This is a genomic window from Streptomyces sp. NPDC017529 (assembly GCF_044329785.1).
Classification (GTDB): Bacteria; Actinomycetota; Actinomycetes; order Streptomycetales; family Streptomycetaceae; genus Streptomyces.
The window spans coordinates 18353-30366 of the sequence record NZ_JBIRJY010000019.1 but is presented as its reverse complement, the minus strand read 5'-3'; the positions used below and the strand labels follow the sequence as shown (position 1 = coordinate 30366).

15 protein-coding genes are annotated in these 12014 nt (G+C 73.4%); 6 read left to right on the top strand and 9 right to left on the bottom strand.

The genetic code is table 11. The features are described from left to right. Positions 1–121: 121 nt before the first annotated feature. A complete protein-coding gene (locus tag ACH4K4_RS31890) occupies positions 122–613 on the bottom strand; it encodes a DUF6328 family protein (protein ID WP_398172082.1) in 492 nt (163 codons plus the stop codon). A gap of 125 nt (positions 614–738) precedes the next feature. Here ACH4K4_RS31890 and ACH4K4_RS31885 point away from each other — a divergent pair, with 125 nt between their 5' ends. After that, positions 739–1542, top strand: coding sequence for an acyltransferase (locus ACH4K4_RS31885; protein ID WP_398172080.1), 804 nt, complete (start codon positions 739–741; stop codon positions 1540–1542). A 61-nt stretch (positions 1543–1603) separates the two neighbouring features. On the opposite strand, the gene ACH4K4_RS31880 is transcribed toward ACH4K4_RS31885, so the two are convergent. Beyond that, positions 1604–2365: a Mut7-C RNAse domain-containing protein gene (locus ACH4K4_RS31880; protein ID WP_398172078.1), complete on the bottom strand. Its 762-nt coding sequence runs from the start codon at positions 2363–2365 to the stop codon at positions 1604–1606. A gap of 164 nt (positions 2366–2529) precedes the next feature. On the opposite strand from ACH4K4_RS31880, the gene ACH4K4_RS31875 reads away from it, so the two are divergent. Further along, positions 2530–3480, top strand: coding sequence for a DUF3048 domain-containing protein (locus tag ACH4K4_RS31875; RefSeq protein ID WP_398172076.1), 951 nt, complete (start codon positions 2530–2532; stop codon positions 3478–3480). Between the two features lie 7 nt (positions 3481–3487). Here the strand turns inward: ACH4K4_RS31875 and ACH4K4_RS31870 are convergent, their stop codons facing one another. Together ACH4K4_RS31870 and ACH4K4_RS31865 are read right to left on the bottom strand one after the other, a co-directional pair. Further along, entirely contained in the window at positions 3488–4705 is a 1218-nt protein-coding gene (locus ACH4K4_RS31870; protein ID WP_398172074.1) for a cytochrome P450, read from the bottom strand. Between the two features lie 9 nt (positions 4706–4714). After that, on the bottom strand, positions 4715–5113 hold the full coding sequence (locus tag ACH4K4_RS31865; protein ID WP_398172072.1) for an STAS domain-containing protein: 399 nt from the start codon (positions 5111–5113) through the stop codon (positions 4715–4717). A gap of 67 nt (positions 5114–5180) precedes the next feature. On the opposite strand from ACH4K4_RS31865, the gene ACH4K4_RS31860 reads away from it, so the two are divergent. The 3 genes from ACH4K4_RS31860 (at position 5181) to ACH4K4_RS31850 (ending at position 7203) form a co-directional block, all read left to right on the top strand. Further along, complete coding sequence (locus tag ACH4K4_RS31860) at positions 5181–5795, top strand: TetR/AcrR family transcriptional regulator (RefSeq protein ID WP_398172070.1); 615 nt, start codon at positions 5181–5183, stop codon at positions 5793–5795. Positions 5796–6013: 218 nt separating this feature from the next. After that, positions 6014–6586, top strand: coding sequence for a helix-turn-helix domain-containing protein (locus ACH4K4_RS31855; protein ID WP_398172068.1), 573 nt, complete (start codon positions 6014–6016; stop codon positions 6584–6586). A gap of 44 nt (positions 6587–6630) precedes the next feature. Next, positions 6631–7203: a YbaK/EbsC family protein gene (locus ACH4K4_RS31850; protein ID WP_398172066.1), complete on the top strand. Its 573-nt coding sequence runs from the start codon at positions 6631–6633 to the stop codon at positions 7201–7203. 311 nt (positions 7204–7514) lie between these two features. On the opposite strand, the gene ACH4K4_RS31845 is transcribed toward ACH4K4_RS31850, so the two are convergent. Next, positions 7515–7922, bottom strand: coding sequence for a CoA-binding protein (locus tag ACH4K4_RS31845; protein WP_398172064.1), 408 nt, complete (start codon positions 7920–7922; stop codon positions 7515–7517). Positions 7923–8155: 233 nt separating this feature from the next. On the opposite strand from ACH4K4_RS31845, the gene ACH4K4_RS31840 reads away from it, so the two are divergent. Continuing rightward, positions 8156–8776, top strand: coding sequence for a YigZ family protein (locus tag ACH4K4_RS31840; RefSeq protein WP_398172062.1), 621 nt, complete (start codon positions 8156–8158; stop codon positions 8774–8776). A 40-nt stretch (positions 8777–8816) separates the two neighbouring features. Here the strand turns inward: ACH4K4_RS31840 and ACH4K4_RS31835 are convergent, their stop codons facing one another. From ACH4K4_RS31835 to ACH4K4_RS31820, 4 genes are read right to left on the bottom strand one after another with little or no spacing between them, the layout of a single operon-like run. Next, on the bottom strand, positions 8817–9908 hold the full coding sequence (locus tag ACH4K4_RS31835; RefSeq protein ID WP_398172060.1) for a serine hydrolase domain-containing protein: 1092 nt from the start codon (positions 9906–9908) through the stop codon (positions 8817–8819). Further along, on the bottom strand, positions 9908–10843 hold the full coding sequence (locus tag ACH4K4_RS31830) for a DUF6895 family protein (protein ID WP_398172058.1): 936 nt from the start codon (positions 10841–10843) through the stop codon (positions 9908–9910). The genes ACH4K4_RS31835 and ACH4K4_RS31830 overlap by 1 nt, the downstream gene beginning before the upstream one ends. Then, positions 10840–11652 (bottom strand): hypothetical protein, encoded by an 813-nt coding sequence (locus ACH4K4_RS31825; protein WP_398172056.1) that lies wholly within the window; start codon positions 11650–11652, stop codon positions 10840–10842. The genes ACH4K4_RS31830 and ACH4K4_RS31825 overlap by 4 nt, the downstream gene beginning before the upstream one ends. Continuing rightward, positions 11649–11843: a hypothetical protein gene (locus ACH4K4_RS31820; protein WP_398172054.1), complete on the bottom strand. Its 195-nt coding sequence runs from the start codon at positions 11841–11843 to the stop codon at positions 11649–11651. Before ACH4K4_RS31820 ends, ACH4K4_RS31825 begins: the two co-directional genes overlap by 4 nt. Between the last annotated feature and the right edge of the window lie 171 nt (positions 11844–12014).

Genomic DNA, 12014 nt, shown 5'->3' with positions numbered 1-12014 from the left:
GGAAACTCCTCGGAGGTCGGCAGGGCGTGAGCGCCTGTCGTGGTGTCCCCGGTCACATGGTGGACCGTACCCGAAGGTCCCCCGCCCCGCCGGTCGGCGCGACGTCACCGCCGGGCCGCGTTCACTCCTTGGGCGCGTACCGGTGCCGGACCCAGGCGGGCAGCACGAACCAGCACAGCAGGAACCACGCGACGAGGGCGGCGACGATCCACGGGACGGCGCTGTCGTGCAGCGCGACGCGCAGGATGAGCAGGAACGCCGAGATGACGGTGGCCAGCAGGAGCACGATGCCGACGATGGTCATCCGGGACGCCCAGGTGACCGCCTCGGGCTTCAGGTGCCGCCCGGTGACGAGCCGGTGGAAGGCGACCGGGCCGATGAGGGCGCCGTTGGCGGCCGCGCCCAGGCACAGCGTCACCACGTAGACGGCCTTGTCGGACGGGCCGAGGGTGGTGAAGCGGGGGGTGAAGACGACGGTGAGCAGGAAACCGAAGAGGATCTGCACGCCGGTCTGGGCCACCCTGACCTCTTGCAGCAGCTCGCCCCACCGCCGGTCGGCCCGCTCCTCGTCCGACTCGCGACGGCCCTCGGAAGCCTGCCGGGCGGGTTCCATGTCCCAACGATAGGCGGGGCGCGGGGCGCTGTCCCGTCGGCGGTGGGCCGGGTGCGTGCCCCGGTGGGGTGAAGATCACAGGGGCGGGCGGCGCGGGCGGGACGCCGCCTGAGTACGGTGAGCGGGTGCGGAAAAAGCAGAACGTGTTCTCATCCGTGGTGGCGTGGCGCCGCCGCGCCGTCTCCCGAGCGGTGCACCGCGGAGCGCGCTGGGTACGGGAGGCCGGCGCCGTCACGGCCGAGCGCCCCGGGCCCTACCGCTTCCGCCGGCTGGGGGCCGGCGCCCGGCTGGCCTTTCCGCAGGGCACCGTCTTCGGCGAGCCGTGGATCGAGATCGGCGAGTACTGCATCATCGCCCAGGACGTGACGCTGACCGCCGGCATGATGCCCGACCTCGACCTCGGCACCGAGCCGATCCTCACCCTGGGCAACGGCGTGGTCCTCGGCCGCGGCAGCCATGTGATCGCTGACGTCCGGCTGACCATAGGCGACGACTGCTTCTTCGGCCCCGGCGTCTACGTCACGACCACCAACCACAGCTACGACGACCCCGAGCTGCCGGTCGGCAAGCAGTGGCCGCGCAGCGAGCCGGTGGAGATCGGCCCCGGCAGCTGGATCGGTACCGGGGCCGTCGTCCTGCCCGGCGCCCGGCTGGGCCGCAACGTCGTGGTCGCGGCCGGCGCCGTCGTACGGGGCGAGGTCCCCGACCACTCGGTGGTGGCCGGGGCGCCCGCCCGGGTCGTCCGCTCCTGGGACCCGGAAGCGGGGTGGCAGCCACCGCTGCGCACCCCGGCCCCGGTACCGGTACCCGAGGGCGTGACGTCCCGGGAGCTCATGGCGCTGGCCGCGCTGGAGCCCGGGACGGACGGTGCGCTGCCGGTGGTGGCGGAGCACAGGACCGGCGTACCGCGGGGCGCCGACGTCCCGTAAGCGCCGTCGCGTACCCCAACGCGCCCGCCGCGGATCCGCGCGCCACTCCCGTGCCGCCGTTTCACCCGTGCGTGGCGGAACCGCTCCGGGACGCCGCCGCGCCGCCGAACTCGCGCACCGCCTCGTCGACGATGGCCTCCAGCCGTGCGTGGTGCGCACCGTGCCAGTACACGCGCTCGCAGGCGGTGCACTCGGCGAAGACGTCGTACGTACGCCGCGTACCGCCTTCCAGCCGCTCCTGGACCGTGCCCTTCTCGGCGTCCTTGAGCAGCCCGTTGCACGCGGTGCACCGGGTCCACGGCGCGAGCTCCGGCGCGAACCGGCCCAGTACGTCGCGCAATTGCTCGTCGGGGCGGTGGCTGTAGACGTACGCCCCCGCCCAGTTCTCACGCCGGTGCAGCAGGCCCCGGTCCCGGGAGAGCAGCACCCGGCGCTCGGCCGCCGAACGGGCCGCCAGGGCCGGGTCGCCGATGTCCTCGCTCTCGTAGGCGGCGTCCACGCCCAGCAGCCGCAGCCGCCGGGCGAGCGTCCCGAGATGCACGTCGAGCAGGAAGCGCAGCGGCGCCCCCGGTACCTGCTGGGGCCGTTCGACCGCGCACACCTCGACGGACTCGCCGTCGCCCGGCACGTGCGACACCGGCACCTCCCGGCCGTCCACGAGCAGGCGGCCCACTTCGGTGAGCGGGACCCCGAGCGATTCCACGACGTGCCCGAGGGTGGAGGACCCGTCGGTGACCAAGGGAGTCGTACCGGCGCGCCGGTTGGAGGCGACGAAGAGCCGCAGTTCGGGGGCGAAGGCGAGGTGGATTTCGGGTCGGTTCACGCCGCCAGCATGCCATCGCACCGGACCCGCGGGCGTACCAGGGCCGGGGCGTGACCACCCGCCGGAACCCGGTCGCCCTCTCGCCAGGCGGCCTCTCCTGTGGTGTCCTCGACGGGCGGGGAAGCACGGACGGAAGGACGGCGGTGCGGACGAGGAAGCGTACGGTGCCGACCGGGGCGGCGCTGCTCTGTGTTCTGCTGGCCGGCGCGTCGGCCGGCTGTCAGCAATCCGGTGTACCCGCCGGGCACTCGCCGTTCACGGGCAAGGCCGCACGTGCCGCCCCGGTGCTCGCCGTGAAGATCGACAACGTGCGCGCCGCGCGTCCGCAGACGGGGCTCGACGGTGCGGACATCGTCTACGTGGAACGGGTCGAGTCGGGGCTGTCACGGATCCTGGCCGTCTACTCCTCCCGGCTGCCGCCCGTCGTCGGCCCGGTGCGCAGCGCCCGCGAATCGGACCTGGAACTGCTGCGCCAGTTCGGCCGCCCGGCCTTCGCCTACTCCGGTACGCAGGCCAAACTGGAGCCCGTCGTGAAGGCGGCTCCGCTGTACCCGCTGCCGGCGGGAAAGACCGGCGACGCCTACTTCCGCGACCGGAGCCGCCCCGCACCGCACAACCTCTACCTCCGGCCCGAGCACGCCCTGAAGGCGGCCCCCGGCGCGAGCACCGCCCGCGACATCGGCTTCCGCTTCGGCGCCGCGCCGCCGGGCGGGCGGAACACGTCCTCGTACACGGCCCGTTACCCGGCCGCCCGCTTCTCCTTCGCCTGGTCGCCGGAGCGCGGGGGCTGGCTGGTGTCCATGGACGGCGGCCCCGTCAAGGCCGCTTCCGGGCAGCAGCTCGCGGTCGCGACGGTCGTCGTCCAGGGCGTACGGATACGGCCGTCGCGCTATCACGACCGCTGGGGCGCCTACTCCCCGTACACCGAGACCACCGGGTCGGGGCCCGCGCGGGTGCTGCGCGGCGGCAAGGCGTACCAAGGGCGCTGGTCGCGGCCTTCGGCCGACGGCGGCACGGACTTCACCACCTCGGCGGGCGCGCCGCTGGCCTTCGCGCCCGGCCAGGTGTGGGTGGTGTACGTGCCGGAGGAGGCGGTGGGCGGCGGGGCGCGGTAGTGCCGCGTCACACCTCCACCGGCAGGCTGCGCAGCCCCCGGATCACGAAGTCCGGCTTGCGTTCCGGTCCGGCCGCCGGCCGCAGCTTCGGGGCCCTGCGCAGCAATGCCGCCAGCGAAGCGGCCAGTTCGATTCGGGCCAGCGGGGCGCCGATGCAGTAGTGGATGCCCGCGCTGAAGGAGATGTGCGGATTGTCCGTGCGGGCGAGGTCCAGCTCCTCGGGGCGGGCGAAGGCCGCCGGATCGCGGTTGGCCGAGCCGAAGAGCAGAGCCACCTCGCTGCCGCGCGGGATCACCGTGCCGCCGATCTCGATGTCGTCCAGCACCCAGCGCTCGAAGAGCTGGAGCGGCGTGTCGTAGCGCAGCAGCTCTTCCACGGCCGTCGGCAGCAGCGCGGCCGGGTCCGCGCGGAGGGCGGCCAACTGCGCGGGGTGGCGGAAGAGTGCGTGCCAGCCGTTGGCCGTGGCGTTGACCGTCGCCTCGTGCCCCGCGTTCAGCAGCAGGACGCACGTGGAGATCATCTCCTGCTCGCTGAGCGACTCCCCGTCGTCGTACGCGGCGATGAGGCCGGAGACCAGGTCGTCTCCCGGGTCGGCCCGCCGCGTGGCGATCAACCTGCGCAAGTAAGCGGAGAATTCCAGCGAGGCGTCGACCGCCCGCCGGGCCGTAACGGCCGGCGGGTTCAGCTCGTACATCCCGCAGATCGCGGCCGACCAGGGGCGCAGCAGCCGCCGGTCACCCTCCGGGATGCCGAGCATCTCGGCGATCACCGCGACCGGCAGCGGCTCGGCGACCCGCGCCACCAGGTCCCCGCCGCCGTCCGCGACCAGGCCCGCCACCAGCCGGTCCGCCAGGCCCTCGACGTACGGCCGCAGCCGCTCGACCGTGCGGGGCGTGAACGCCTTCGAGACCAGCCGGCGGACACGGGTGTGGGCCGGCGCTTCGAGGTCGAGCATGCCGTGGTCGTTGAGGACGTGGAACGGCTCGTGCTCGGGCGGCGGCGCGGTGCGCCCGAACTCCTCGTGCGTGAAGCGGTGCCGGTAGGTGCGGCCCAGCCGGCGGTCGCGGAGCAGCGCCGACACGTCCGCGTGGCGCGGCACCAGCCACTGGTCGGACGCCGGGAAGTAGTGCGCGCGCCCGCGGGCGCGCAGCTCGGCGTAAGCGGGGTACGGGTCGGCGACGAAGTCCGGCGACCACGGGTCGAACGCTGCCGGGGCATCTCCCATACGCGGAAGCTAGCCGCAGTCGGCCGGGCGTGACCAGCCTTGCGCCGCGGGGGCCGGGCCGCCGCGAGGTGAGGGGCCGCCGCCCTGGGGGTGGGCGAGTTCCCGCAGCCGCCTCGGCTGGCTGCCCCAGTTGCGGGTGCGCGCCGGGATGCGACGCCGTTGCCCGAAGTCTTGCAGGCGCTCCACGAAGTGCAGACCGGCGGAGTCCATGAAGGTGACTTCGGCGATGTCCAGGGTCACACTGTTCGCGACGGCCGGCAGCCCGTCCAGGGCTTGGTCGAGGAGGCGGACGGAGGCGCAGTCGATTTCTCCTCGGGGACTGAGCACGGCTTGATCGCCGTGCAGATGGGTACGGACCGTCAGGATGTTCACGAAGTCCGGGCCAGACAGTTCTGTCTCAGGGGCCATGCCCTTACCGTGTCAGGGTCAGAGGGGTCTGTCCACATCGACCCACCACGCTCGTACAGGGGACACCATGGTTTCAGGCGACGCGACGGCCGCTCGCGCCACGGCTCCGGCCGGCCGTCCGCCCGCCCAGGCACGTGAGCGCATTCTTGAGACGGCCTACGAGCTGTTCTCCCGGCGCGGCATTCGCGCGGTCGGTATCGACGAGGTCATCGCCCGGTCCAACGTGGCCAAGGCCACTCTGTACCGGAACTTTCCCTCCAAGGACGCCCTGGTGCTGGCGTTCCTCAAGCGCCGCGAGCAGCGCTGGACCCTGGGCTTCGTGGAAGCCGGTGCCCGCCGCCGGGGCGCGGGCCCCGAGGAGCGGCTGCTCGCGATCTTCGACGTGTTCGACGAATGGTTCCGCAGCCCCGACTTCGACGCGTGCACCTTCATCAACGTGCTGCTGGAGATGGGCTGGGAACACCCGCTGGGGAAGGCGAGCATCACCTACCTGGAGAACATCCGCGCCATCGTGCGCTCCCTGGCCGAGGAGGCCGGGCTCCACGACACCGAGGACTTCGCCCGCTCCTGGCACATCCTGATGAAGGGGTCGATCATCTCCGCGGCCGAGGGCGACACCGGTGCCGCCCTGCGGGCGCAGGACATGGCACGCGGGCTCATCGAGCGCCACCGGGCGGACTGAGGGGCGTACGGGCGGGTGCGCGGGGCGGGCGGGCTCACCGACCGGGCCGTACGGCGCAGTACAGTGTGCTGAACGCCGAAGTGCACCGCACTCCACCGCGGATCCCGCGCCGCGGTCTCCTCGCCCGGGGCGCGCCGCGCCCTGCCACACCCTCCCGCCATTCCTGCCACTCCTTCCACTCCTTGCCCCTCCTCGTCACCCCTCGGACGGACCGGACCGTGACCGACCTCGACCAGCTCACCCAGTCGCTCGCCCGCAACCTCAAACACTGGCGGGCCGAACGTGGCTACACCCTCGACGCGCTGGCCGCCCGTGCCGGGGTCAGCCGCGGCATGATCATCCAGATCGAGCAGGCCAGGACCAACCCCAGCGTGGGCACCACCGTCAAGATCGCCGACGCGCTCGGCGTCAGCATCACGACGCTGCTCGACTACGAGCAGGGCCCCGACGTGCGGATCGTGGCGCCCGGCGAGGCCGTACGGATGTGGTCCACCGAGGCGGGCAGCCGCACCTCCCTCCTGGTGGGCGGGGAGGCGCCGGGCCCCTTCGAACTGTGGCAGTGGCGCCTGATGCCCGGCGAGCACAGCGCGTCCGACCCGCACCCGCCCGGCACGGTGGAACTGCTCCACGTCTCGGAGGGCGAGCTGACGCTCGTGGTGGACGAGCGGGAGTACCCGGTGCCCGCGGGCGGCTCGGCCACCTTCGAGGCCAAGGCGGCGCACGGCTACCGCAACGACGGCGACCGGCCGCTGGTGATGATCATGGCCGTACTGGCCCCGCCCGCCCCTTGAGACGACGCGGCGTACGGACCGGTGGCGCTGTTAGTTTGACCGGTATGCCCGCGCCCATGGACGCCTTCGACGAAGTCCGCCCCGCCGCCGACTGCCTGGACCTGCTCACCGCGCCGGTCGCCGCCGCGATCCGCGACTGGCGGGGGTCCGTACCGGTGGAACAGCTCCTCTTCGTGGACACCGACCCGGCGATCGCGGACACCGCCCTCCTCGTCGAGCGCCACGGCTCCTGGCTCCTGGAGCAGTCGGCGAACTGCGTGGTCGTGGCGGGCAAGCGCGGCGGCGCGGTGACGCTCGCCGCCTGTGTGATCCTCTCGCACACCCGGGCCGACGTGAACGGGGTCGTGCGGCGCCAACTGGGCGCGCGTAAGGCCTCGTTCGCCCCGATGGACACCGCCGTCGGCGAGAGCGGCATGGAGTACGGCGGCATCACCCCGATCGGGCTGCCCGCGGACTGGCCGCTCCTCCTGGACGCGGCCGTGGCGGACATGCCGTACGCGCTGATCGGCAGCGGCAGCGGCAGCCGGCGCGGCAAGCTGATCGTCCCGGGCAAGGCGCTGGCGGAACTGCCGGGCGCGGTCGTCCTCGACGGGCTGGGGACGGTGCCGGGGCAGTAGCGGGGCGCGGCGGTCGCGGCCTTTCACGACCGACACGGTGCCTGTGGCGCATATGCGCCCCGGGCCCGGACTGGTGAGCGGCATGCCCGAACCGCTCATTCGCTCCATGCCCGGGGCGCCGCGGTCCCCGCCAGGGCACGGGTCCGCCCGGTCGTGGCACATCAAGTGGGTGCACCCCGCCCGCGGACGGACTATTGGAGGCGCGGGACGCCTGTGAAGCGGCGGACACCTTCCGCGTCGAACGGGCGTCGACCACCGGCAGGGACCCGTCGCGCGACCAACTGCCCAGGACACATGGCGCCCCCCATGGCTCAGCCGAGGCGGGGTATTTCGATGGCCGGGCAGCGGTCCATGACCATGGCGAGGCCCGCGGCGCGGGTCTTGTCGTAGGCGGCTTCGTCGACGACGCCGAGCTGGAACCAGACCGCCTTGGCGCCGATTCCCACGGCCTCGTCGGCGATGCCGCCCGCCAGTTCGCTGTTGACGAAGACGTCGACCACGTCGACGGGGAACGGGATCGCGGCCAGCGACGGGTAGCCCTGCTCGCCGTGGACCGTCTCGGCCTTCGGGTGGACGGGGACGACGCGCTTGCCGTAGCGCTGGAGGACCCGGGCGACACCGTAGGCCGCGCGGTTCTCGTTCGATGACAGGCCCACGACGGCCCAGGTGTCGCCGGACTCCCGGAGGATTTTGCGGATCGTCGCCGGATCGCCGTACACAGCTGCCTCCCGTTGGCCGGACCGGGGTCCGTCGGCTCCGGCCGTCCGGTGACGGCCGTGTGCAGGTGCCAACGTGTGCCGGGCTGCGAAGATTCCCGCGGAGCCCGGCGGCTTCCTGGCCGCCCGGGTGCCGCAGGAAGAGGCTGACACGCTGCCGAGGACGACGCCGGCCGGGAAGGCGGGGGGCTCTGTGCGGTGCGCCGGCTGCCCCAGGGGGCGCATAGGGTGGCCTGATGCAGGAGCAGTACCGGACTCTCGCGCGCGAGGGTGTTCACGAGATCGAGATCAACAAGTCCCGCTTCATCTGCGCGCTCGCACCCGTCGCGGCCGAGGCCGAGGCGCAGGAGTTCATCGCGCGGGTCCGAAAGGAGCACCCCACCGCGCGGCACAACTGCTTCGCGTACGTCCTCGGGGCCGACGGCGGCGTGCAGAAGGCGAGCGACGACGGCGAGCCTGGGGGCACCGCGGGCGTTCCCATGCTCCAGATGCTGGTGCGCCGCGAGGTCCGGTACGTCGTCGCGGTGGTCACCCGTTACTTCGGCGGCATCAAGCTGGGCGCCGGCGGGCTGATCCGCGCGTACGGGGGCGTTGTGGGCGAGGCCCTGGACGCGCTGGGCACGGTCACCCGGCAGCGCTTCCGGCTGGTGACCGTCACCGTCGACCACCAGCGCGCGGGCCGGGTGGAGAACGACCTGCGGACGACGGGCCGGGCGGTGCGCGAGGTGACGTACGGGGCGGACGTACGCATCGAGGTCGGGCTGCCCGAATCCGACCTGGCCGCTTTCCGTGCCTGGCTGGCGGACACGACGGCGGGCACGGCGGGGCTGGAGCTGGGCGGCGAGGCGTACGGGTAGGCGGACGGCCGTGCCCTGGCGGGTGGCTGACGGCTGCGGGTCAAGCCGTACGGATCAGGTCCGTCAGCGTGTCGTACGCCTGCTGGATCAAGGGATTTCCGTAGCCCGGAGTGCAGTTGGCCAGGGCTACCAGCGCGGTGTCGTGCCGCGGGCTGAACCCGGCGAAGGCCGTGCAGCCGCGGGTGCCGCCCGAGTGGTGATACAGGTGTGAGCCGTCGGGGCGGGGCCGGATGTTCCAGACGAGGGCGAGCCGCGCCGTGCCGCGCGGCACGACGAGCCGGGGGCGGACGACGTCCTCCAGGGCGGTACGCAGGGGGGCGGACGGCACGCCGGTGACGGCGGCCGTGCCCGGTTCGAGCAGCGCCTCGGTGAGCGTGAGGAGGTCGCGCGCGCTGGCGCGTACGGCGCCCGCGCCGGGCAGGCCCGGGATGCCGAAGGGCGGCCGGGGACGGCGGTGCCAGTAGCCGGTGACCTGGGTGACGCCGGGAGGCGGGTCGGGCGAGGCGCCGGAGTCGTGCAGGCCGAGCGGGCGCAGGACGCGGCAGGCGAGCAGGTCCTCGTACGGCAGTCCGCCGGACGCGCCGCACAAGGCGTGCCCCAAGAGGCCGACGCCGAAGTTCGAGTAGTGCACCCGGGTGCCCGGCCGGCACCGCGGCCGGGTGCGGGCCAGCGCACGCAGCACGTCCGCGCGCGTGAAGGCGGCGTAGGGATTCGAGAGGAGCCGGCGGGCACCGGAGCGCAGCAGCCCCGGAGGCAGCCGGGGCAGGCCCGAGGTGTGGGTGGCCAGGTGGGTGAGGGTGATCTCCGTGCCGCGTACGGGGACGCGCGTGCCCGGCGGCAGGAACCGCGCGGCGGGATCGTGGTGGCCCGCGTCGCCCCGGGCGGCCAGCTCGGCGAAGAGCAAGGCGGTGAACGTCTTGGTGACCGAGCCGATTTCGAAACGGGTGGACGGCTCGACCGGCACGCCGCCCTCGAACGCGGTGCTGCCCCGGACGGCGAAGGACCGCTGCCCGCCCCGGTACAGGCCGACGGCGACGGCGCTCGCGCCGGGGGCCGCCGACAGCAGCGCTTCGAGCGCGGCGCGCACCGGGGCGGGTTCCCCGGCGCGGGCCGCGGCCGGCGTGCCGGTCATCACGTACCGGGCCGCGCCGGTGCGTCCAGCGCCCGGACGAGGGCGGTGGTCCCCGCGACGACGGCCACGATGGTGGGGTGCTGGTGGGCCTCGTAGCGCTCGGCCGCGTCACCCTCCACGGGCTGGTCGTCGCGGGGTACCAGCCCGTCGTCGTGCTGGACGGCGGCCAGCCGCTGCCAGTCGCCGGCCTCGGTGCGCGGCTCGGGCAGACAGGTGCCGATGATCATCAGCTCGGCCATGAGGTCCCAGTGGCCGGTCTCCGCCCAGACGTCGGTCCACACCGGCAGCCACCTGGTGAGGTGGTCCGCGAGGTCCGCGGGCACCCCGTCGGGCAGCCGCCCCCAGTCGGTGAGGTGGAAGACGGTGTGGGTGACGGCGTATGCGGTCAGCCAGTCGATGTGCCAGGGTTCGGGCAGGGCGCCGAGCCATGTGTCCCGGGTCAGGCCCGCCCAGTCGTGTGCTCCGGGGCCGTGGTCGAACCCCACGACGCGTACGGCGTTGGCCACCGCGAGCCGCCGGTTGGGTACGTGTTCCACGGCATGTGTGGACCGCAGCGTGACGGTGTGGGCGATCAGCCGGTCCAACTGCGGGAGCTGGTAACCGCCGCGGGCGAAGTGGGCGTACGTCTCGATGGGGTCGGTCTTGAGGGGATGCCGCAGCAGCCGCTCGTACAGGAGCGAGCCTTCGCCCAGTTGCTGCCAGCAGTACTCCAGCAGTTCGCGGGCGAGGGCGAGTTCGTTCGTACCGGCGACGCCGCTGCGCAGGACCAGGGACGCGGCGAGCGCCGTTTCGCCGATCCCCTTGTAGGCGTCGCCGTCGTCGAGGAGGTCGGCGCGGGGGATGTCGGAGAGCGCCCCGTATTCGCGGTGGGCGTGCAGCCAGGCCAGGGCGCGGGAGCTGATGTCGTGCGCGGTACGCGCCGGGGCGGTGCTCATACGGGCTCCAGGCCGAGCAGCCGGCGGGCGATCGCGGTGTCCAGGGCCGCGCGGTCGCTGCCGCCGAGCAGGGTGATGTGTTCCGTCAGGGGCGCGGGGTCGAAGGGCACGGCGACTCCTTCGGCGTGCAGCCAGGCCAGCCAGCGGGTGATGCGCGCGGCGGTCGGGAAGTCGCGCCGGAGTGTGGCCCGGGCGGCACCGCGGGCCAGCGCCAGAACGCCGGACTTGGCGGCGGCGTGCACGGGCCCGTCCAGTCCCGGCAGGGCGAGCGAGGCCAGCTTTCCCATGCGTGTGGACCAGGGCACCCAGCCCTCCCGTATGCCACTGCCCGCGGCTTCGGGGTCGGATGTGGTGAGCGGCATGCGCCGCGGCGCGTCGTCGTCGCACGGGGGAGGGCCTTGGGGAAGGGCCGCCGGCCGTACGGGTGCGCCGACGGGGTCGATGCGTGCCAGGACCGTGCAGAGGCCCCAGTCGACCCAGGCCATCGTCCAGGCCGCCTCGGGCCCTTCGGGCGGTGCCGGGGGAGGCGGCTCGGCCGGCGGCAAGGCACTCAGTGCCAGGCCGATGGCGGATGTCTCACCGGCCGATGGGATCTGACCGGTCAGTACATATGGCGCGAGCACATCCGCTCCCACGATGCGGACCGCGCCCAGCGCCACGGCCGGGTCGCCGCCGGATTCCGTGCCCGAGGCTTCGACATGGTCCGCGGCCACAGTGGCGCCCCCGGCACCGCGCAGGGTGCCGAGGGCGCGACGGGCCAACTGGTCGGCCGATTCGCTGTGGGCGGTGCGTGAGCGCTCGGTGGTCACCGGCGCTTCGTTTCCTTGGGTTCCTTGGGCGAGAGGAGGAGGCCCAGCAGCAGGACGCCTGCGCCGCCGGCGACGGCTTCCGGCGAGGGGACCGGCGCGTCGCTGAGCGGCGCTTCGGGCTGGGCCGCCACCCACCCGAGCGCTTCCTTGTCGAGTGTGAGGCCGGTGGTCTGGAGAGTCTGGGCAAGCATCATTCGCTCCCTCGAAGAGTGTCATCACCAAAACCGGTGATGCCCCCGATGCCACCTCCCAAAGTACTCCTAAATCGACATATCGACCATTGGAGGTATTGGGGGCCTCTAGAGGTGTGGACCCCTTCGGTTGCGGGGATCGCGCCTGACCGGCCGGATGCGTGACCGGCA